23 protein-coding genes and 1 other RNA gene are annotated in these 20,407 nt (G+C 60.2%); 13 read left to right on the top strand and 11 right to left on the bottom strand.

The genetic code is table 11. The annotated features are described in order from the left end of the window. Nucleotides 1–145: 145 nt before the first annotated feature. Genes UB23_RS12665 through UB23_RS12650 form a run of 4 tightly spaced genes read right to left on the bottom strand, consistent with a single transcriptional unit; the run spans nucleotide 146 to nucleotide 2,992 of the window. Entirely contained in the window at nucleotides 146–883 is a 738-nt protein-coding gene (locus UB23_RS12665) for an amino acid ABC transporter ATP-binding protein (protein WP_045059662.1), read from the bottom strand. Further along, entirely contained in the window at nucleotides 870–1,520 is a 651-nt protein-coding gene (locus tag UB23_RS12660) for an amino acid ABC transporter permease (RefSeq protein ID WP_045059661.1), read from the bottom strand. The genes UB23_RS12665 and UB23_RS12660 overlap by 14 nt, the downstream gene beginning before the upstream one ends. Further along, nucleotides 1,517–2,185 (bottom strand): amino acid ABC transporter permease, encoded by a 669-nt coding sequence (locus tag UB23_RS12655; protein WP_045059660.1) that lies wholly within the window; start codon nucleotides 2,183–2,185, stop codon nucleotides 1,517–1,519. Before UB23_RS12655 ends, UB23_RS12660 begins: the two co-directional genes overlap by 4 nt. 21 nt (nucleotides 2,186–2,206) lie before the next feature. Then, complete coding sequence (locus UB23_RS12650; RefSeq protein ID WP_045059659.1) at nucleotides 2,207–2,992, bottom strand: transporter substrate-binding domain-containing protein; 786 nt, start codon at nucleotides 2,990–2,992, stop codon at nucleotides 2,207–2,209. A 254-nt stretch (nucleotides 2,993–3,246) separates the two neighbouring features. On the opposite strand from UB23_RS12650, the gene UB23_RS12645 reads away from it, so the two are divergent. The 6 genes from UB23_RS12645 to UB23_RS12620 all read left to right on the top strand — a co-directional run bounded on the left by UB23_RS12645 (nucleotide 3,247) and on the right by UB23_RS12620 (nucleotide 9,471). After that, a complete protein-coding gene (locus tag UB23_RS12645; RefSeq protein WP_045059658.1) occupies nucleotides 3,247–3,951 on the top strand; it encodes a FadR/GntR family transcriptional regulator in 705 nt (234 codons plus the stop codon). Between the two features lie 123 nt (nucleotides 3,952–4,074). After that, nucleotides 4,075–4,404, top strand: coding sequence for a thioredoxin TrxA (gene trxA / locus UB23_RS12640; protein WP_003206727.1), 330 nt, complete (start codon nucleotides 4,075–4,077; stop codon nucleotides 4,402–4,404). A gap of 250 nt (nucleotides 4,405–4,654) precedes the next feature. Then, nucleotides 4,655–5,914, top strand: coding sequence for a transcription termination factor Rho (gene rho, locus UB23_RS12635; protein WP_007942421.1), 1,260 nt, complete (start codon nucleotides 4,655–4,657; stop codon nucleotides 5,912–5,914). Between the two features lie 139 nt (nucleotides 5,915–6,053). Then, nucleotides 6,054–7,520, top strand: a complete 1,467-nt coding sequence (gene ubiD, locus UB23_RS12630; protein ID WP_045059657.1) for a 4-hydroxy-3-polyprenylbenzoate decarboxylase — start codon at nucleotides 6,054–6,056, stop codon at nucleotides 7,518–7,520. Beyond that, complete coding sequence (locus UB23_RS12625; protein WP_045059656.1) at nucleotides 7,520–8,488, top strand: CDP-6-deoxy-delta-3,4-glucoseen reductase; 969 nt, start codon at nucleotides 7,520–7,522, stop codon at nucleotides 8,486–8,488. The genes ubiD and UB23_RS12625 overlap by 1 nt, the downstream gene beginning before the upstream one ends. Nucleotides 8,489–8,802: 314 nt before the next feature. Further along, nucleotides 8,803–9,471 carry a gamma-glutamylcyclotransferase gene (locus UB23_RS12620; protein WP_045059655.1) on the top strand — a complete coding sequence of 223 codons (669 nt, stop codon included), beginning with the start codon at nucleotides 8,803–8,805 and terminating at the stop codon, nucleotides 9,469–9,471. Here the strand turns inward: UB23_RS12620 and glpT are convergent. Both glpT and UB23_RS12610 read right to left on the bottom strand, forming a co-directional pair. Continuing rightward, entirely contained in the window at nucleotides 9,447–10,796 is a 1,350-nt protein-coding gene (gene glpT / locus UB23_RS12615) for a glycerol-3-phosphate transporter (protein WP_045059654.1), read from the bottom strand. The genes UB23_RS12620 and glpT overlap by 25 nt on opposite strands. Nucleotides 10,797–11,169: 373 nt before the next feature. Next, nucleotides 11,170–12,147, bottom strand: coding sequence for an NADPH:quinone oxidoreductase family protein (locus UB23_RS12610; RefSeq protein WP_045059653.1), 978 nt, complete (start codon nucleotides 12,145–12,147; stop codon nucleotides 11,170–11,172). A 152-nt stretch (nucleotides 12,148–12,299) separates the two neighbouring features. On the opposite strand from UB23_RS12610, the gene UB23_RS12605 reads away from it, so the two are divergent. After that, nucleotides 12,300–12,707 (top strand): flagellar basal body-associated protein FliL, encoded by a 408-nt coding sequence (locus UB23_RS12605; protein ID WP_045059652.1) that lies wholly within the window; start codon nucleotides 12,300–12,302, stop codon nucleotides 12,705–12,707. Between the two features lie 107 nt (nucleotides 12,708–12,814). Here UB23_RS12605 and UB23_RS12600 read toward each other — a convergent pair whose 3' ends face one another. Then, a complete protein-coding gene (locus UB23_RS12600) occupies nucleotides 12,815–13,264 on the bottom strand; it encodes an EVE domain-containing protein (RefSeq protein ID WP_045059651.1) in 450 nt (149 codons plus the stop codon). A gap of 194 nt (nucleotides 13,265–13,458) precedes the next feature. Between UB23_RS12600 and UB23_RS29310 the strand changes: the two genes are divergently transcribed. Beyond that, nucleotides 13,459–13,611 (top strand): hypothetical protein, encoded by a 153-nt coding sequence (locus UB23_RS29310; RefSeq protein WP_122841054.1) that lies wholly within the window; start codon nucleotides 13,459–13,461, stop codon nucleotides 13,609–13,611. Nucleotides 13,612–13,718: 107 nt separating this feature from the next. On the opposite strand, the gene UB23_RS12595 is transcribed toward UB23_RS29310, so the two are convergent. From UB23_RS12595 to UB23_RS12585, 4 genes are all read right to left on the bottom strand, one after another. Further along, nucleotides 13,719–14,333 carry a 5-formyltetrahydrofolate cyclo-ligase gene (locus UB23_RS12595; protein WP_045059650.1) on the bottom strand — a complete coding sequence of 205 codons (615 nt, stop codon included), beginning with the start codon at nucleotides 14,331–14,333 and terminating at the stop codon, nucleotides 13,719–13,721. A gap of 84 nt (nucleotides 14,334–14,417) precedes the next feature. Continuing rightward, nucleotides 14,418–14,596, bottom strand: a non-coding RNA gene (gene ssrS / locus UB23_RS28495) — 6S RNA. Nucleotides 14,597–14,626: 30 nt separating this feature from the next. Further along, nucleotides 14,627–14,944 (bottom strand): cell division protein ZapA, encoded by a 318-nt coding sequence (locus UB23_RS12590; protein WP_007942435.1) that lies wholly within the window; start codon nucleotides 14,942–14,944, stop codon nucleotides 14,627–14,629. Next, complete coding sequence (locus tag UB23_RS12585) at nucleotides 14,941–15,150, bottom strand: TIGR02449 family protein (RefSeq protein ID WP_003213954.1); 210 nt, start codon at nucleotides 15,148–15,150, stop codon at nucleotides 14,941–14,943. The genes UB23_RS12590 and UB23_RS12585 overlap by 4 nt, the downstream gene beginning before the upstream one ends. A 222-nt stretch (nucleotides 15,151–15,372) precedes the next feature. Between UB23_RS12585 and UB23_RS12580 the strand changes: the two genes are divergently transcribed. Genes UB23_RS12580 through UB23_RS12560 form a run of 5 tightly spaced genes read left to right on the top strand, consistent with a single transcriptional unit; the run spans nucleotide 15,373 to nucleotide 20,183 of the window. Beyond that, nucleotides 15,373–15,933: a YecA/YgfB family protein gene (locus UB23_RS12580; RefSeq protein ID WP_045059649.1), complete on the top strand. Its 561-nt coding sequence runs from the start codon at nucleotides 15,373–15,375 to the stop codon at nucleotides 15,931–15,933. A 27-nt stretch (nucleotides 15,934–15,960) separates the two neighbouring features. Then, on the top strand, nucleotides 15,961–17,295 hold the full coding sequence (pepP, locus tag UB23_RS12575) for a Xaa-Pro aminopeptidase (protein ID WP_045059648.1): 1,335 nt from the start codon (nucleotides 15,961–15,963) through the stop codon (nucleotides 17,293–17,295). Continuing rightward, complete coding sequence (gene ubiH / locus UB23_RS12570; RefSeq protein WP_045059647.1) at nucleotides 17,292–18,479, top strand: 2-octaprenyl-6-methoxyphenyl hydroxylase; 1,188 nt, start codon at nucleotides 17,292–17,294, stop codon at nucleotides 18,477–18,479. Before pepP ends, ubiH begins: the two co-directional genes overlap by 4 nt. Next, on the top strand, nucleotides 18,472–18,957 hold the full coding sequence (locus UB23_RS12565) for a DUF4442 domain-containing protein (protein ID WP_045059646.1): 486 nt from the start codon (nucleotides 18,472–18,474) through the stop codon (nucleotides 18,955–18,957). The genes ubiH and UB23_RS12565 overlap by 8 nt, the downstream gene beginning before the upstream one ends. An 8-nt stretch (nucleotides 18,958–18,965) precedes the next feature. Further along, a complete protein-coding gene (locus UB23_RS12560; RefSeq protein WP_177328553.1) occupies nucleotides 18,966–20,183 on the top strand; it encodes a 2-octaprenyl-3-methyl-6-methoxy-1,4-benzoquinol hydroxylase in 1,218 nt (405 codons plus the stop codon). The last annotated feature ends 224 nt before the right edge of the window (nucleotides 20,184–20,407 follow it).

The following is a 20,407-nucleotide window of genomic DNA, read 5'->3' as shown; positions in this document are numbered from 1 at the left end:
ACATCAAGATCGAATATGCAGACGCTATCGCGGGGAAGCCTTGCTCCCACAGAGATGTCCGCCGTACACAAATGCTGCGTTCACTATCAACCCCTGTGGGAGCGGGCTTGCCCGCGATGAGGCCATCAGAGGCCCTACAGAGCTTTCAGACTGTCGCTTCCACAGTACCAATGAAATTCGCCAGCTCCGCTGTCTGCGGGTTGGCAAACAAGATCTTCGGGTCTCCCACCTCATGCACCTTGCCCAGGTGCATGAACACCAGCTTGTCCCCAACCTCCCGGGCAAAGCGCATTTCGTGGGTGACCATGATCAGCGTCATACCGTCTTTGGCCAGTTGCCGAACCACACTCAGCACCTCATTGACCAATTCCGGGTCCAGCGCCGAGGTGATTTCGTCGCACAGCAACACCTTCGGCGACATGGCCAGTGCCCGGGCGATTGCCACGCGTTGCTGCTGCCCGCCGGACAATCGATCCGGGAATGCATCAAACTTTTCCCCGAGCCCTACTCGCTCCAGCATTTCGCGCGCCAGTTCCCGGGCTTTGGCCTTCGGTACCTTCTGCACAACTTGCGGGGCGAGCATCACGTTTTCGCCAACGGTCAGGTGGGGGAACAGGTTGAACTGCTGGAACACCATCCCGACCTTCTGTCGCAGAGTGCGCAGGTCGGCACGGGCGGCGTCGAGGTATTCGCCGTCGACTTCAATCACGCCATCATTGATCGACTCCAGGCCATTGAGCGTGCGCAGCAAGGTCGATTTGCCCGAGCCACTGCGGCCGATGATTGCCACCACCTGGCCTTCCTCGACACTGAGGTCGATGCCTTTGAGCACGTGGTGATCGCCGTAATATTTATGCAGGGCGGAAATTCTAAGCAGAGGCATGCAGTCTCCTTTCCAGGTAGCGCGCACTGAGGGACAAGGGGTAGCAGAGCAGGAAGTAACCGAGGGCGACGAGGCCATAGACCATGAACGGCTCGAAGGTCGCGTTGGCGAGCATGCCGCCGGTTTTGGTCAGCTCGGTGAAGCCGATGATCGAGGTGACGGCAGTGCCTTTGACCACTTGCACCGAAAAGCCCACGGTCGGCGCCACGGCGATGCGTAGCGCTTGCGGCAGGATCACGTAGCGCAGTTGCTCCAGCGGGTTGAGCGCCAGGCTCGATGAGGCTTCCCATTGGCCGTCGGGGATCGAGTCGACGCAGCCGCGCCAGATCTCCGCCAGGTAAGCGCTGGTAAACAGGGTCAGGGCGACGGCCGCAGCCATCCACGCGGAGATGTCCACACCGGCCAGCGCCACACCGAAAAATACCAGGAACAACTGCATCAGCAGCGGCGTGCCCTGGAACAGTTCGATGTAGGTGCGCGCGATATTGCGCGGCAAGGCTTTCTTCGAGATGCGCATGACCATGACCAGCAGACCGATCAGCCCGCCGCCAATGAACGCCACCAGTGACAGCGCCAGCGTCCATTGCAGGCCCGTGAGCAGGTTGCGCACGATGTCCCAGAAGGTGAAATCGCTCATTGGCTGCTCCTTGCAATGTAACGACGGCCGATCCAGTTCAGGAGCTGGCGAATCAGCAACGCCATGCACAGGTAGATCAGCGTGGTCAGGGCATAGGTTTCAAAGGCGCGGAAGTTGCGCGACTGAATGAAGTTGGCGGCGAAACTCAGCTCTTCGGTGGCGATCTGCGAGCAGACCGCCGAGCCGAGCATGACGATGATGATTTGGCTGCTCAGGGCCGGCCAGACCTTGCCCAGCGCCGGCAGCAGGATGACGTGGCGAAACGCTTCGAAGCGGGTCATCGCCAGCGCTGCGGCGGCTTCCAGCTGTCCTCGGGGGATCGCCTGAATGCCGGCGCGGATGATTTCCGTGGAATAGGCGCCCAGGTTGATCACCATCGCCAGCACGGCGGCCTGCCATTCGGAAATCTGCACACCCAGTGACGGCAGGCCGAAGAAGATGAAAAACAACTGCACCAGGAAGGGTGTGTTGCGGATCAACTCGACGTAAACCCCGAAAATCACCGAGAACGGGCGAATGTTCCACGCCCGTACCAGCGCGCCGACGATGCCTAGCGCCACCCCGAATACCGCGCCAATGGCGGTCAGTTCAAGGGTGAACAACGCACCGCGCAGCAGCAGGTCGGTATTTTGCACCACCGGTAGAAAGTCGAACTGATAAGCCATGTCAAATCTCCCGGGCGACGATCAGAGATCGGCCGGCAGTGGCTCTTTCAGCCAGGTCTGGGAGTTTTTCTCCAGCGCGCCGTCGGTTTTTGCAGTGGCGAGGATCTGGTTGACCTTGCCCAGCAGCGCCGGCTCGTTCTTGTTCACCCCGACGTAGACCGGCGAATCCTTGAGCTTCACTTTCAAAGCCGGCACGCGCTTGGGGTTCTTCTCGCTGATCGCCACCATCACCACGTTGCCGCTGGCGATCAGATCGACCTGGCCGGCGAGGTAGGCCGCGATGGTCGAATTGTTGTCTTCAAAGCGCTTGATGGTCACGCCTTGCGGGGCCACCTTGGTCAGCTCGATGTCTTCGATGGCGCCACGGGTGACGCTGATGGTCTTGCCCTTGAGGTCGTCCAGCGTCTTGATCGTGGCCTCTGGCGGGCCGAACACTGCGAGGTAGAAGGGCGCGTAGGCGCTGGAAAAGTCGATGACTTTCTCGCGTTCGGCGTTCTTGCCAAGGCTGGAAATCACCAGGTCGACCTTGCCGGTGGTCAGGAACGGAATGCGGTTAGTGCTGTTGACCGGGGTCAGTTCGAGTTTGACCTTGAGCTGGTCCGCCAGCAGCTTGGCAGTGTCGATGTCCAGGCCGCGAGGCTTCATGTCCGGACCCACCGAGCCGAAGGGCGGGAAGTCCTGTGGCACGGCGACTTTGAGGACGCCGCGCTTGACCACGTCCTCCAGGCCGTCGGCGTGGGCGGGCGCCTGGCTCAGCATCAGGCTGGCAAACAGGGCTGCGAGGAGGGCGCTGTAACGCTGGGTCATGGCAAATCTCCGAATCGGCGAGAAGTGATTTCTGCGGATCGACAGAGCACGGGCCATGCCAAGTATCGGTTTCGGGTGGCACAGCCCCCGGGTTTACTGGGTTTGCGGTCTTACTGGTCTGATCAGTTGAGCCCTGATTCGCACCCTGATAGCGCATCGTCATAACTCTGCGAACCCCCATGGGGCACGACTTGCCGGACGCTGCGAATAGCTTTAAAACTGTCCGCTCATTCATCCGGTTCGTCTGAAAAACCATGAATTCGATCTCCCGAGCCGTTCCTGAAGTGGCGCTGCAAGCCATCCGTAAACTGATCACCGAACAGGGGTTCGGGCCGGGGGATGCCTTGCCCTCGCAACGGGACCTGGCGGTGCAATTGGGCGTGAGCCGGGCGTCGTTACGCGAAGCGCTGTCGTCGTTAAGTGCCCTGGGGCTGATCAGCATCCAGCCGGGCAAAGGGGTGTTTGTGCAGGCGCCCGTGGACCTGGCGCGGTCCGACGCGGCGTTGAGCTGGCCCTTCGCGGCACAGGCGTCGCCCCTGGACATCTTCCAGTTGCGCTATGCCCTGGAGGGGTTCGCTGCGGGCCTGGCAGCGGTGACGTTAAGTACTGTCCAGCTCGATGCGCTGGAGGACAACGTGGCCGCGATGCGCAACGAGTTGAAGGTGGGCGACTTTGAAGCGGCGGCGCGCCTGGATTTCGAGTTTCACCGGCGCATCCTGCTGGCCAGCGGCAATCAGGCGATGCTGAGTATCCTGACCGCCAGTGCCGACATCTTCCTGGAGAGCCAGAAGCTACCGTTCATCCGGGCCGAGCGCGCCATGGAAACCTGGCAGGAGCACCGCAAGATTCTCCGCGCACTGGCACGCCGGGCGTCCGGGGCCGCACAGAAGGCGATGCAGGAACACGTGCGCAATGCCGCGCTGCGCACCGGAATTGCCTTCATCGCCCCCGCCGCCTGATGAATTGAGCTATACCCAAACTCATGCGGCACCATAGCAAGAGTCAATCATCTGCAGCTTCCTGAACGGGGGAAGGGCGGCTATGATGGGCCACGTTTTTTTGCTTACAACCTGGAGACTTCCATGAGCAGCGATCTTATCAAACACGTTAGCGACGCTAGCTTCGAGGCCGATGTACTGAAGGCCGAAGGCGCTGTGCTGGTCGACTACTGGGCTGAATGGTGCGGCCCTTGCAAAATGATCGCTCCTGTCCTGGACGAGATTGCAGAAACCTACAAAGGCAAGCTGACCGTTGCCAAGCTGAACATCGACGAAAACCAGGAAACCCCGGCCAAGCATGGCGTGCGCGGTATCCCGACGCTGATGCTGTTCAAGAACGGCAACGTTGAAGCGACCAAGGTCGGCGCACTGTCGAAGTCGCAATTGGCCGCTTTCCTGGACGCCAACATCTAAGCGTCGTAATAAAGTGTCTGAAAAAAAGGCCCCGCTATTTGCGGGGCTTTTTCGTTATCGAGGGCTAGACGCTCCGAAACTCAGGTGGTACATTCGGCCCCGCACTGGTTTCTCCTTTGCCCCCTGCTAGCCGTCGCCGACGCACTCCTTTTCGAATAAGTACGCGATCCTGTCGCCTTCTCTGCGGCGCGGCCTCATTAAGCCAAAAGCTTAATTTCCCCCCCTCCATAAATGATTACGTCATTCCTATATGAATCTGACTGAACTCAAGCAAAAGCCGATTACCGAACTGCTCGAATTGGCCGAACAGATGGGCATAGAAAATATGGCCCGTTCGCGCAAGCAGGACGTGATTTTCTCCCTGCTCAAAAAGCACGCGAAAAGCGGCGAGGAAATCTCCGGTGATGGCGTGCTGGAGATTCTCCAGGACGGCTTCGGCTTCCTTCGCTCCGCTGACGCTTCCTATCTCGCTGGCCCAGACGATATCTACGTCTCGCCAAGCCAGATTCGTCGCTTCAACTTGCGCACCGGTGACACCATCGTTGGCAAGATCCGCCCTCCCAAGGAAGGCGAGCGTTATTTCGCGCTGCTCAAGGTCGACACGATCAACTACGATCGTCCCGAGAATGCGAAAAACAAGATTCTCTTCGAGAACCTGACCCCGCTGTTCCCGACGGTGCGCATGAAGATGGAAGCCGGCAACGGTTCCACCGAAGACCTCACCGGTCGGGTCATCGACCTGTGCGCCCCGATCGGCAAAGGCCAGCGTGGTTTGATCGTGGCACCGCCGAAAGCCGGTAAAACCATCATGCTGCAGAACATCGCAGCCAACATCGCGCGTAACAATCCTGAAGTTCATCTGATCGTGCTGCTGATCGACGAGCGTCCGGAAGAAGTAACCGAAATGCAGCGCACCGTGCGTGGCGAAGTGGTTGCCTCGACGTTCGATGAGCCGCCAACCCGCCACGTGCAGGTTGCCGAAATGGTGATCGAGAAGGCCAAGCGCCTGGTCGAACACAAGAAAGACGTGGTGATCCTGCTCGACTCCATCACGCGTCTGGCTCGTGCCTACAACACCGTGATCCCGAGCTCCGGCAAGGTACTCACCGGTGGTGTCGATGCCCACGCCCTGGAGAAACCGAAACGTTTCTTCGGTGCCGCGCGGAACATCGAGGAAGGCGGTTCGCTGACCATCATCGCCACCGCGCTGGTTGAAACCGGCTCGAAGATGGACGAAGTGATCTACGAGGAATTCAAAGGCACGGGCAACATGGAACTGCCGCTGGATCGTCGTATCGCTGAAAAGCGCGTGTTCCCGGCTATCAACATCAACCGTTCCGGCACTCGCCGCGAAGAGTTGCTGACGGCCGATGACGAGTTGCAGCGCATGTGGATCCTGCGCAAGCTGCTGCACCCGATGGACGAGATCGCTGCCATCGAGTTCCTGGTCGACAAGCTGAAAACGACCAAGACCAACGATGAGTTCTTCCTGTCGATGAAACGCAAGTAAGTCGATAGATCAGCAAAAGCCGGGGAAACCCGGCTTTTTGCTATCTGATTTTTGATCATTGGCAGTTGGTGGTTCTGAACAGCGGGGTTCGGCGCTAAACTGCCTCCCCCGAACGCCACGGCCAAAACGAGGCTCACGCATGCAGTATCGCGACTTGCGCGACTTTATCAGCGGTCTGGAAAAGCGCGGCGAGCTCAAGCGCATCCAGGTTCCGGTGTCCCCTGTGCTGGAAATGACCGAGGTGTGCGATCGCACCTTGCGCGCCAAGGGCCCCGCGCTGCTTTTCGAAAACCCGACGGGTTATGACATCCCGGTGCTCGGCAACCTGTTTGGTACGCCAGAGCGCGTGGCGCTGGGCATGGGGGCGGAAGCCGTCAGCGAGTTGCGCGAGATCGGCAAGCTGCTGGCCTTCCTCAAGGAGCCCGAGCCGCCCAAGGGGCTGAAAGACGCCTGGTCCAAGCTGCCGATTTTCCGCAAGATCATCGCCATGGCGCCAAAAGTCGTCAAGGATGCGGTGTGTCAGGAAGTGGTCATTGAAGGCGACGACGTCGACCTCGCGATGCTGCCAGTGCAGACCTGCTGGCCAGGCGACGTCGGCCCGCTGATTACCTGGGGCCTGACCGTCACCAAAGGTCCGAACAAGGACCGCCAGAACCTCGGCATTTACCGTCAGCAAGTGATCGGCCGCAACAAGGTGATCATGCGCTGGCTCAGTCACCGGGGTGGTGCGCTGGATTACCGCGAGTGGTGTGAGAAGCATCCTGGGCAGCCGTTCCCGGTTTCCGTAGCGCTTGGCGCTGATCCGGCGACCATTCTCGGCGCCGTGACGCCAGTGCCGGACAGCCTGTCTGAATACGCCTTCGCCGGTTTGCTGCGCGGCAACCGCACCGAGCTGGTGAAGTGCCGTGGCAATGACCTGCAAGTGCCGGCCACCGCCGAGATCATCCTTGAAGGTGTGATCCATCCGGGCGAGATGGCGGATGAAGGTCCGTACGGCGACCACACCGGCTACTACAACGAAGTCGACAGCTTCCCGGTGTTCACGGTGGAGCGCATCACTCACCGCATCAAGCCGATCTACCACAGCACCTACACCGGCCGTCCGCCGGATGAACCGGCGATTCTCGGCGTGGCCCTGAACGAAGTGTTCGTGCCGATTCTGCAAAAGCAGTTCCCGGAGATCACCGACTTCTACCTGCCGCCCGAAGGCTGCTCGTACCGCATGGCTATCGTAACCATGAAGAAGTCATATCCCGGCCATGCCAAGCGGGTAATGTTGGGTGTCTGGTCGTTTTTGCGACAGTTCATGTACACCAAGTTCGTTATCGTCACTGACGACGATATCAACGCGCGAGACTGGAACGACGTGATCTGGGCCATCACCACGCGCATGGACCCCAAGCGCGATACGGTGATGATCGACAACACGCCGATCGACTACCTCGACTTCGCTTCGCCGGTATCCGGCCTGGGTTCGAAGATGGGGCTCGATGCCACGCATAAATGGCCGGGTGAAACCACTCGCGAGTGGGGCCGGGTCATCGTCAAGGACGAAGCCGTGACCAAACGGGTCGATGCCATCTGGAATCAGTTAGGAATAGATTGATGCGTGTAACTTTGCAGCCTTCCGGAGCGGTGCTAGAGATTCTGCCCGGCGAGCGGATTCTCGATGGGGCGCGGCGCCTGGGCTACGACTGCCCGCAAAGCTGTCGCAACGGCAACTGTCATGTGTGCGCCGCGCTGCTGGTGGAAGGTCGCGTGGAGCAGAGCGGCGATGTGCGCGATCACGGTGAGTTCTACACTTGCATTGCGCAGCCGCTGGAAGACTGCGTCGTGCTGTGGGATGGCGTGCTCTCGCTGGGAGAATTACCTGTGCGTAGCTTGGCGTGTCAGGTCATTGAGTGCCGGGACGTGGGTGGCGACACCTGGCGCGTCAGCTTGCGAGCGCCTGCCGGCAAGCCGCCGCGCTATCACGCCGGGCAGTATCTGATGATCGAGCGGGAGAATGGCGAGAAGTCGGCCTTTTCCCTGGCCTCGGCGCCTCATTCGGGCCGGGATCTGCAAATACACGTGCTGGCGCGCGAAAGCAGTGCGCTGAGCCTGATAGATCAGCTGCAACGCAAGGCGATGGTGCGCATCGAGATGCCATTTGGCGACACCCACCTGGCGGAGTTGCCCGACGGCCCGCTGGTGCTGATCGCTGCGGGAACCGGCATGGGCCAGATTCACAGCCTGATCGAGCACTGTCGAGCCGCAGGTTTCAAGCATCCGGTCCACCTGTATTGGGGCGTGCGTCGGCCTGAAGATTTCTATGAAATCGAGCACTGGGATGAATGGCTGAAGCTGCCCAACCTGTTTCTGCATAAAGTCGTGAGCGATCAATGCGGCTGGCAAGGGCGTTGCGGCATGCTGCATGAGGCGGTCTGCGAGGACTTCGCCGACCTGAAGCCGTTGCATGTCTACGCGAGTGGCTCGCCAGCGATGGTGTACGGCACGCTGGACGCGCTGGTAGAAGCCGGGATGGATGCGCATCAGATGCGTGCGGATGTATTTGCGTATGCGCCGCGATCTTGATTCTCGATCTTGACCTGCGATTTGACCTTGCCCTTGTAGGAGCTGCCGCAGGCTGCGATCTTTTGACTCTGTTTTGAAAATCAAAAGATCGCAGCCTGCGGCAGCTCCTACGGTTAGCTTGCTTATATCTCCCTATATAGCTGATCGGTATTTATAGAAAACTGTAAATACCGGTAGGTTATATCTCATTAAGGCAATTATTTAAGAACTCTGCCATGGCACTTAAATTGCCTTAAAACATATGTGCCTTATTGTTACAGCGGTGCGTTCTATTAAGTAATTCTTCACTCGCGGGGAGCTGAACGCTAATCGCCATGAGCGCCATTGAATCTGCTTTTTTGAATCTGGCTTACCCTCCGCGGCTCGATCTGGGGCCGCAGCTCACTCACGAACAATTGCTCAGCTCAATGCAGTCCACCATGGCGCGCCACAAAGGTGGGCCGGTATGGCTGTTCGCTTACGGTTCCTTGATCTGGCGGCCCGAGTGCCCGGCTGTAGAGCGGGTACGCGGTCGGGTGCATGGCTATCATCGCGGTTTGTACCTGTGGTCGCACGAACATCGCGGCACGCCTGAAGTGCCCGGGCTGGTGTTTGGCCTGGATCGCGGCGGCTCCTGCAGCGGCTTCGCCTATCGCCTGCCGGAAGAACAGCTGGATGCCTCGCTGTATGCGCTCTGGCAGCGCGAAATGCCATTCCCTTCCTATCGCCCACACTGGCTCAACTGCCGTCTCGAAGACGGAAGTCAGGTCCAGGCATTGGGGTTCGTGTTGGAGCGACACTTGCCCAGCTACGCCGGCAACTTGCCGGACCACGTGCTGAGTCAGGTATTCGAAAATGCTTGCGGGCGCTACGGCACTACTCGCGATTACGTCGAGCAGACCGCCCACGCCCTGCGTAGCCACGCCATGCCAGACCGAAATCTGGAGGCGCGGCTCAAGCGCTGCAAGTCCTCAGTGGATCAGGCGACCGCTTCGCGGCTCTGACTGGCCACTTGCTTGTGCCACAGCGTGGGTGCCAGGAAGGCCATGGCCAGCAGGCACGCGCCGATCAATAGCACGAAGCCGCCGTCCCAGCCGAAGTGGTCCACGGTGTAGCCCATCGCCGCACTGGCCGCCACCGATCCACCCAGGTAGCCAAACAGGCCGGTAAAGCCCGCTGCCGTACCGGCTGCCTTCTTCGGCGCCAGTTCCAGTGCCTGCAGGCCGATCAGCATGACCGGGCCGTAGATCAGGAAGCCGATCGAAACCAGCGCGATCATGTCGACGGTCGGGTTGCCAGCCGGGTTCAGCCAATACACCAGAGTGGCCACGGTCACCAGTGCCATGAACACCATGCCGGTCAGGCCGCGGTTGCCGCGGAAGATCTTGTCCGACATCCAGCCGCACAACAGCGTGCCCGGGATACCGGCCCACTCATAGAAGAAGTACGCCCACGACGTTTTATCAACGGTGAAACCCTTGGCTTCCTTGAGGTAGGTCGGTGCCCAGTCCAGCACGCCGTAGCGCAGCAGGTAGACGAAGACGTTGGCCAAGGCGATGTACCAGAGCATTTTGTTGCGCAACACGTACTTGACGAAGATTTCCTTGGCGCTGAATTCTTCTTCATGGCTGGCGTCGTAGCCTTCCGGATAATCGTTCTTGTACTTCTCGATGGGCGGCAGGCCGACCGATTGTGGCGTATCGCGCATGGTGGCAAAGGCAAATACCGCCACGGCCAAGGCTACGGCTGCAGGCACATAGAAGGCCGCATGCCAGTCGTTGAACAGGCCCATGCCCAGCAGGAACAGCGGGCCGATCAAACCGCCGCCGACGTTGTGCGCCACGTTCCACAGCGACACCACGCCGCCGCGTTCCTTTTGCGACCACCAGTGGACCATGGTCCGGCCACTCGGCGGCCAGCCCATGCCCTGGGCCCAGCCGTTGATGAACAGCAGGATGAACATAATGGTCACACTGGACGTCGCCCATGGCGCGAAACCAAAAATGAACATGACCCCGGCCGACACCAGTAGCCCGAACGGCAGGAAGAAGCGCGGGTTCGAGCGGTCGGAGACGATGCCCATCAGGAATTTCGACAGGCCATAGGCAATGGCGATGGCAGACAGCGCCAGGCCCAGCTCGCCGCGGGTGTAACCCTCTTCGATCAGGTAGGGCATGGCCAATGAGAAGTTTTTGCGCAGCAGGTAGTATCCGGCGTAGCCGATAAAGATACCGGCAAAGATCTGCCAGCGATGGCGTCGGTAGGCACTGTCTATTTTGTCTTCAGGCAAAGGAGCCTGATGCGCGGCAGGACGAAAGAAAGCAAACATTCAAGAGCTCCAGATTCTTGTTTTGACTGCGGATGCGAATGTTACAGTTTCGTTACCGAAAATAGCACCGGTAGCCATCGACCAAACAGCGGAAATGTTCGAGATCGCATGTTCTTTTACGAACATGTCGCTCAGACATAAGTGAAGGACGTTGCAGGAAAGATTACTTTGGCCGCGCTCAGGCACTCGGGCGCACGTTTTAGCCAGGTTTTATGGGACATGTCCTGCGTGCGTACCGGAAGTCATCACGTTCTTTTTCGGGTTTTCGGCCCGTAACCTATGCAGGAAGCAGTTCGCGAATCGATTCATGGAGGAAGTCCGGCTGAGGAGTTGACCTGGACGGGGTGGGTCCAGGCCAGACCGCTCCAGAGCTTTAGCGAACTTGCACCACCACCTTGCCGACCGCCTTGCGCTGTCCAAGGTCATTGATTGCCTGTGCCGCATTGCTGAGCGGATACACCTGCGACACCAGAGGCTTCAATTTGCCTTCAGCGAACCAGCCAAACAGCTGCTGGAAGTTCGCCGCATTGTCTTGCGGCTGGCGTTGGGCAAACGAGCCCCAGAACACCCCGACTACCGCTGCGCCCTTGAGCAACGCAAGGTTCACCGGCAGTTCCGGAATGCGCCCACTGGCAAAACCCACTACCAGCAGGCGGCCGTTCCAGGCGATGGCGCGGATGGCCTGGTCGAACAGGTCGCCGCCGACCGGGTCGTAGATCACGTCGGCGCCCTGGCCATCGGTCAGGCGTTTGACCTCATCCTTGAGGCTGGTTTCGCTGTAGTTGATCAGCTCATCTGCGCCGGCCGCCTTGGCCACTGCAAGCTTTTCCGCGCTGCTGGCGGCGGCGATCACCCGTGCGCCCATGGCTTTGCCGATTTCCACGGCGGCCAGGCCGACCCCTCCGGAGGCGCCCAGCACCAGCAGGGTTTCACCCGGCTGCAGGCTGCCCCTTTGCTTGAGGGCGTGCATTGAAGTGCCGTAGGTCATGCTGAACGCAGCGGCGGTGTTGAAGTCCATCGACGGCGGAATCGGCAACACGTTATAGCCTGGCACTGCCACCTGCTCGGCGAAACTGCCCCAGCCGGTCAAGGCCATGACGCGGTCACCGACCTTCAAATGGCTGACTTTTTCACCGACCGCACTCACTACGCCAGCCGCCTCGCCACCAGGGGAAAACGGGAAGGGCGGCTTGAACTGGTATTTGCCCTCGATGATCAGCGTGTCCGGGAAATTGACCCCGGCGGCGTGCACGTCCAGCAGGATTTCATTCTTTTTTGCGACAGGGCTGGCGACGTCTTCCAGCACCAGCGATTCGGCAGGGCCGAAGGCTTTGCACAGCACGGCTTTCATCAGGGCTATTCCTTTGGGAGTGATGGCCGATAAGTGTAGGTGTGTGAGTCAACGGGTCAACGAGCATGCCTCGCCCTGATAGTCAGCCATAAGCTTGTGCTGACGCAGCGGGTCGTTATGCTAGAGGCCGCAAACCGGATAAGGAGCGAATTGTGAAAGCGTGGACCGTATTGATGCTGGCCCTGTGTCTGCCGGTGGCAGCGATGGCCGAAGAAGCCAAGGAAGAAGTAGCGCCGAAGGTCAACTACATCACCCTGACCCCGCCATTTGTGGGCAACTACGGCCTGGACGGCACGCCCAAGCTCAAGGTCTACAAGGCGGATGTCGCCTTGCGCGTCACAGGGGATGAGGCGACCAAGCTGGTGAAGGCCAACGAGCCGTTGATTCGCAATCAGCTGGTGGCGTTGTTCGCGCAGCAGACGACTGAGGCGATGAACAATGTGGAGGCCAAGGAGAAACTGCGCCAGGAAGCCTTGAAGCAGACCCAGCAAATCATGAATGACGAGACGGGCAAGCCGGTGGTTGAGGATCTGTTGTTCAACAACCTTATTATCCAGTAAGCCTTTCTTTGTCTGATTTAAACCTCAAAAAATGGCAGCCAGCGGCAGTTCCTGTCTGTGAGCGCGAACGCCTGTAGGCGCTGCCGCAGGCTGCGATCTTTTGTGCATTAGCGCAAAGCAATCACCGCCGCCCATTGCTCAGGGGTAACCGGCATCACCGACAGCCGCGAGCCTTTCTGCACCAGCGGCATCTCGGCCAGCGCCGCCTGCTGTTTCAGGTAGTCCAGCTTCAACACCTTGGCAAACGTCTCCACATGGGCGACATCAATCGCGCTCCAGGCGTTTTTCTCGGCCGTGGCCTTCGGGTCGTAGTAATGGCTTTCAGGCTCCAGGGCGGTAGGGTCCGGGTATGCGGCTTCAATGATCCTGCCGATCCCGGCGATCCCCGGTTCCGGGCAGCTGGAGTGGTAGAAGAAAAACTCGTCGCCCACCGCCATGGCCCGCAGGAAATTGCGCGCCTGATAGTTGCGAACCCCGTCCCAGCGCGCTGTGCCCAACTTTGCCAGGTCCTTTATGGACAGTTCGTCGGGCTCGGATTTCATCAGCCAATAGGCCATGGTTTTGCTCCTTGCGAAGTGAGTGGGCAAGTTGTCGGGCAATTTTATGACAAACCGACAGTCGGTTGACGCCAGCGTTTGCGTGTAGGGTCCCGTTGTCGCAAAATGCCGGCCTTCTTAGCTTGACGCTGCTGCACGGCCTACAACGGAAACCGCTGCTGTCATCGTGTTGATATGCCTTTGGGGGGCAATCGATGAAACGCAAACCGGATTTACTATGGATTTTGGTTATTTTGTTCGGCCTCGGCGTCGTGACCACCGGTTATGCCCAAAGTCTGTGGAGCAACAAGACTGACGCTCCTATGGAATTGACCCAGCAACAACAGCCGTCGGCCTTCAAGCGCTGATCTGATTTCCGGACGCCGCACCTGTAGGAGCAAAGCTTGCTCGCGACGGCGGCGTCACATTCAACATCCATCTGCTGAAAGATCGCTATCGTGAGCAAGCTTTGCTCCTACGGTGCGATACCTGCGAAATACCAGCCCCTGTCCGTTACCGTTCCCTGCAGCGGCACATCCCAGCTCGCTTGAGCCAGTCGCTCGACTTTCTGACATTCATGAGCCAGCCCCAGCAGCGTCGGCTTGCGCCAGCTTTTGCGGCGTGCCAGATACGCCAGGCTCCTGTCATAAAAACCGCCACCCATGCCCAGGCGTCCGCCGACGTCGTCAAAACCGACTAATGGCAGCAGGACCAGGTCAAGCGTCCAGACTTTGCGCTGCGAAGCGAGGTTGGCTCGGGGCTCGAGGATGCGGAAGCGGTTGGGCTTGAGTTTTTCCCCGGGGCGAATTCGCTGGAACACCATGCGCGTTCGTGGCCAGGCGCTGAGCACTGGCAGGTACGTCACCTTGCCCCTTTGCTGAGCCGCACGCAGCAGCAGGCGCGGATCAATTTCACCGTCGGTGGGCAAGTAGAGCGAGATATGTTTTGCGCGGCGAAACAGCGGATGCTGGGCCAGTTGCCTATACAGCCCGCGAGCGGCCTGGCGCTGTTGACTGGGAGTCAGTGCGCGGCGAGCCTTGCGCAGCATGCGTCGAAGTTGCGGGCGGGGCAGCAGCGCAGGTTCGGTCATGGATTCGGGCTCGCGGGTCGGGTGACTAAATCGTACCCGTAAAAAAGCCGATGCCGGTAACGAAACCGGCATCGGACTGGAATCAGGCTCCCCGGATGAACCGCTGCTGACTTAGCCCTTGAACCCGAAAGTTCAAGGTGGAAGATGCAGTAGGCTTTAAGGCTTTCCGTCTAGCGGACATGCACACCAGCCCAACGTGCAACCTCCAGGGTAGTGCGAATCGGCTCAGGGACGTGGTCAACTGGCAAGCACCCCAGGGAGTGATGCGAGTATACCCCAAGCAGTCGCACGAATCAGCCCTTGGTGACGTCCGGATCGGTAGCGAGCACCAGATCGACACGATCGAGCAGGTCGCGAACCTGCTCCCGGGTCGAGCCGCTGGCCTGTACATCCGGGCGTTCTTCCTTGTGCAGGAGGTCGTGCGTGATGTTCAGCGCGGCCATCACGGCAATGCGATCGGCACCGATGACTTTGCCGCTGCTGCGGATCTCGCGCATCTTGCCGTCCAGGTAACGGGCGGCGCTCACCAGGTTGCTGCGCTCTTCCTGGGGGCAGATGATCGAATACTCTTTATCGAGGATCTGCACGGTAACGCTATTGCTTGAACTCATGAGTCTTGCTCCAGGGCCTTGAGGCGCGAAATCATCGATTCGACCTTACGCCGAGCGATTTCATTTTTTTCAATGAGGTGCGCGCGTTCCTCGCGCCAGGTCTTTTCCTGAGCTAATAGGAGTCCGTTTTGGCTCTTTAGTTGCTCGACCCGGTTAATTAACAACTCGAGTCTGGCCATCAGCGCTTGCAGGTCGGTGTCTTCCATTGTCTTCACTGTCTGATGGGTGTCGGACTGCAGGAGCGAGCTTGGTCGGGGCGGCGATCCGACGGTGAACCCGAGAACGCTGCGGGGGTGTCACGCACACCGCGTTATCGTTTGCGACCATCGTCGGATCGCCGCCCGGAACAAGCTCGCTCCTACAGAGGAGTCGATGTAGGATACAAGGCCTTCATTCTAGACATTGCGCCGTCTGGCGCCTAGCTGCCCATGCCCATTCAGAATTCCCCGTACCAAGCCTTCGCCACCCTGCTGACTTCCAGCGGGCATAACGTCTCTCCCGCTGAGCTGCACGGGCTGTTGCTCGGCCGTAGCTGCGCCGGTGCCGGCTTCAATGCCGACGAGTGGCTGATCGATGCCGCCGAGCTGCTGGAAAGCGAGCCTCAGGATAACGTCCGCAACGCCTTGATCGGCTTGCAGGAGATGGTCAAGGGCGAGCTCACCGGCGACGACGTTACCGTCGTTCTGCTGCTGCCGACTGATGACGAACCACTGGCTGACCGCGCCGCCGCGCTGGGCCAATGGTGCCAGGGTTTCCTCAGCGGTTTTGGCTTGAACTGCCGTGACAGCAGCATGCTGAGCACCGAAGCCACAGAAGTGTTACAGGATCTGGCAGCCATTTCCCAGGTGCAGGACGCCCTGGAAGAATCCGACGACGGCGAAAGCGATTACATGGAAGTGATGGAGTACCTGCGAGTAGCACCGCTGCTGCTGTTCTCCGAAACCAGGAAGCCGGATGCGCCGGCTGCCGCCAAGCCGTCACTGCATTAATCGTTTGCCAGGGAAAGCCATCTGCCCATGATTCATATCCCGAAATCGGAATACAGCCGTCGCCGCAAGGCCCTGATGGCGCAGATGGAGCCCAACAGCATTGCCATCCTGCCCGCTGCAGCGGTGGCCATTCGCAATCGTGACGTGGAGCACGTCTACCGTCAGGACAGCGACTTCCAGTACCTGAGCGGTTTTCCCGAGCCCCAGGCCGTGCTGGTGCTGATGCCTGGGCGGTCACATGGCGAGTACATTCTGTTCTGCCGTGAACGCAATGCCGAACGCGAGTTGTGGGACGGCCTGCGTGCGGGTCAGGAAGGCGCGATCCGCGACTTTGGCGCCGACGATGCGTTTCCCATTACCGACATCGACGACATCCTCCCGGGCCTGATCGAAGGGCGCGACCGGGTGTATTCGGCCATGGGCAGCAATCCGGAATTCGATCGGCACCTGATGGACTGGATCAATGTGATCCGCTCCAAGGCCCACCTGGGCGCCCAGCCGCCGAACGAATACGTTGCCCTGGATCATCTGCTGCACGACATGCGCCTGTATAAATCGGCGGCAGAAGTGAAGGTGATGCGCGAGGCCGCACGGATTTCCGCCCAGGCGCATATCCGTGCGATGCAGGCCAGTCGCCCAGGGCTATACGAATTCAGCCTGGAAGCCGAGCTGGACTACGAGTTCCGCAAAGGCGGGGCGAAGATGCCGGCTTACGGCTCGATCGTCGCCGCCGGGCGCAACACCTGCATCCTGCACTACCAGCAGAACGACGCGCTGCTCAAGGATGGCGATCTGGTGCTGATCGACGCCGGTTGCGAGATTGACTGCTACGCCAGCGACATCACCCGCACCTGGCCGGTGAATGGCAAGTATTCGGCTGAACAGAAGGCGATATATGAACTGGTGCTGGCTTCCCAGGAAGCCGCGTTCGCCGAAATAGCACCAAACAAACACTGGAATCAGGCGCACGAAGCTACGGTCCGGGTGATCACCTCGGGCCTGGTGGAGTTGGGTCTGCTGCAGGGCGATGTCGATGAGCTGATTGCCAGCGAAGCCTACAAGGCTTTCTACATGCACCGCGCCGGGCATTGGCTGGGCATGGATGTGCATGATGTCGGCGAGTACAAGGTTGGCGGCGAGTGGCGGGTGCTGGAAGTCGGCATGGCCCTGACGGTGGAACCGGGGATCTACATTGCCGCGGACAATCAGAAAGTTGCGAAAAAATGGCGCGGCATTGGCGTGCGCATCGAGGACGACGTGGTGGTGACCAAGACCGGTTGTGAAATCCTGACCAGAGGCGTACCGAAGACGGTCGCCGAGATCGAGGCCTTGATGGCTGCCGCACGGGCACAAGCGGCATGAGTCGGGCAAACCTGGCAATCATCGGGGGTGGCCTGGTCGGCGCCAGTCTGGCCTTGGCGTTGCAGGCAGGAGCCAAGGCCCGTGGCTGGAAGATCGTGCTGATCGAGCCCTTCGCGCCCGGCGACACCTACCAGCCAAGCTATGATGCGCGTTCCTCGGCGCTGTCCTACGGCGCCCGACAGATTTATCAACGGCTGGGCGTGTGGCAGGAGATTACCCGCCGCGCCGAGCCGATCAAGCAGATCCACGTCTCTGACCGCGGTCGCTTCTCTACCGCGCGCCTGTCCGCGATGGAGGAGGGCGTGCCGGCGCTGGGTTATGTGGTGGAGAACGCCTGGCTTGGCCAGTGCCTTTGGCAAGCGCTGGACAAGGACGTCATCACCTGGCGCTGCCCGGCTGAAGTCACCGCCATGGAGCCGCTGACCGATGGTTATCGCCTGACCCTCAACGATGAAACCACTTTGGAATGCGACCTCGCCGTGCTCGCTGATGGTGGTCGCTCCGGGCTTCGCGAGCAATTGGGCGTGGGCATCCGCAAGCGTCCGTACAACCAGAGCGCGCTGATTGCCAACATCACCCCGAGTGAATCCCATAACGGCGTGGCGTTCGAGCGTTTCACCGACGACGGCCCGATGGCATTGCTGCCATTGCCGGACAACCGCTGCGCCCTGGTCTGGACGCGCCAGGGTATGGACGCGCAGCGCCTGGCGGCGCTGGACGAGCGTGCATTCCTCAGTGAGCTGCAGGGTGTTTTCGGTTATCGCCTTGGCACCCTCAAGCAGGTCGGTGCGCGACATCTGTACCCTTTGACGCTGATTGAGGCCGAGGAACAGGTGCGTCCGCACCTGGCAATTCTCGGCAATGCGGCACATAGCCTGCACCCGATTGCCGGCCAGGGTTTCAACCTGTCGCTGCGTGATGCCCAGGCCCTGGCCGATGCGCTGCTGGCGAGCGCAAAAGCCCCCGGCGATTTCGCCACCCTGCAGGCTTACCGCGAGCGTCAGCGCCTGGATCAAAACTTGACGGTCGGCTTCTCGGACCAGGTCACTCGCTTGTTCGGCAGCACCCAGCCACTGGTTTCCCTGGGTCGCAATCTCGGCCTGCTGGGCCTGGACCTGCTGCCGCCGGCCAAGCGCTGGTTCGCCCGGCAGGCCATGGGACTGGGTACCCGTCCCGATGCTTGACTGGTTGAGCAAAAATTTTGGCAAGGCACGGCTGATGCGTTGGGCGATGACCCTGTACCCGCCGTACCTCGGTGCCGGCGTCCGTGTGCAGCACATCAGCGATGACTTTCGTGACGTGCGGGTGCGCATGGGGCTGGGCTGGTACAACCGCAATTATGTCGGGACCCAGTTCGGCGGCAGCCTGTATTCGATGGTCGATCCGTTTTTCATGTTGATGCTGATGGAGAACCTCGGTCACCGGTACATCGTCTGGGACAAGGCCGCCGATATCGATTTCATTGTGCCCGGCAAGGGCCCGGTATTCGCCCGCTTCACCATTGACGATACCTTGCTCGATGAGATCCGCCGGCAAACGGCCGATGGCAAAAAATACCTGCCGCAGTTGCAGGTCGATATTCATGACGGCGCCGGCCATTTGGTGGCGCGGGTCGGCAAAACCCTTTATGTGCGGCTCAAGCCGCAAGCGAGACAGGCATAAGCATGGAAATGCGCGCAGATCTGCTGATTGTCGGGGCCGGAATGGTCGGCAGTGCCCTGGCGCTGGCGTTACAGGGCAGCGGGCTGGAAGTGCTGCTGCTGGACGGCAGCCCCATGAGCGTCAAACCCTTCGACAACCAGGCGCCGTTCGAGCCGCGAGTGAGTGCCCTGTCGGCCGCCAGCCAGCGGATTCTGGAGCGTCTGGGTGTTTGGGATGGCATCGCAAGCCGGCGCACCAGCCCCTACACCGACATGCACGTATGGGACGGCAGTGGCACCGGGCAGATTCACTTCTCGGCGGCCAGTGTTCACGCCGAAGTGCTTGGGCACATTGTCGAAAACCGCGTGGTTCAGGATGCCTTGCTCGATCGCCTGCACGACTGTGACCTTGGCCTGCTGGCCAATGCACGCCTGGAGCAGATGCGTCGTTCCGGGGATGACTGGCTGCTGACCCTGGCCGACGGTCGCACGTTGCGCGCACCCCTGGTGATCGCTGCCGATGGCGCCAATTCGGCGGTACGGCGCCTGACCGGCATGGCCACACGCGAGTGGGATTACCTGCACCACGCGATCGTCACCAGCGTGCGCAGCTCCAACTCACATCAGATGACCGCCTGGCAACGCTTCACCGACCATGGCCCCCTGGCCTTCCTGCCGTTGGAACGCGACGGTCAGCAGGATTGGTGCTCGATTGTGTGGTCGACCACCCCCGGCGAAGCCGAGCGGCTGATGGCGCTGGACGAACAAGGTTTCTGTCGCGAACTGGAGCGGGCCTTCGAAGGTCGACTCGGCACCGTGCTGGGTGCCGATCCACGCGTATGCGTGCCGTTACGCCAGCGCCATGCCAAACGCTATGTCGCTGAAGGCCTGGCATTGATTGGCGATGCAGCACACACCATTCACCCGCTGGCTGGCCAGGGCGTGAACCTGGGGTTCCTCGATGCAGCGGTACTGGCGGAGGTCCTGCTGCAAGCGCTCGAGCGCGGCGAGCGCCTGGCGGACCCTAAGGTTTTGAGCCGCTACGAGCGTCGGCGCATGCCCCACAACCTGGCGCTGATGGCGGCGATGGAAGGCTTTGAACGTTTGTTCCAGGCCGATCCATTGCCGGTGCGCTGGTTGCGCAATGCCGGGTTGAAGCTGGTGGACCAGATGCCCGAGGCGAAGGCGCTGTTCGTGCGCGAGGCGCTGGGGTTGACCGGGGATCTGCCGGCGCTGGCCAAGATCTGAACCTTTGGTTGGGGCGAAGGCCAAGATCTTGTAGGAGCTGCCGAAGGCTGCGATCTTTTGATCTTGAATGTGTTTGGTTCGCTGAAAAGCAAAAATCAAAAGATCGCAGCCTTCGGCAGCTCCTACAAGAGAGCGGGGTTGCTCGCGAGGGGTCGGCTCATTCAACAAAATCCCAAGCCATGCAACATCTGGTAACTCCTCCACCCACTCATCGATTGAGAAGG

This window comes from Pseudomonas sp. ES3-33, assembly GCF_000952175.1.
GTDB lineage: Bacteria > Pseudomonadota > Gammaproteobacteria > Pseudomonadales > Pseudomonadaceae > Aquipseudomonas > Aquipseudomonas gregormendelii.
This window is presented reverse-complemented; position numbering and strand designations above follow the sequence as displayed.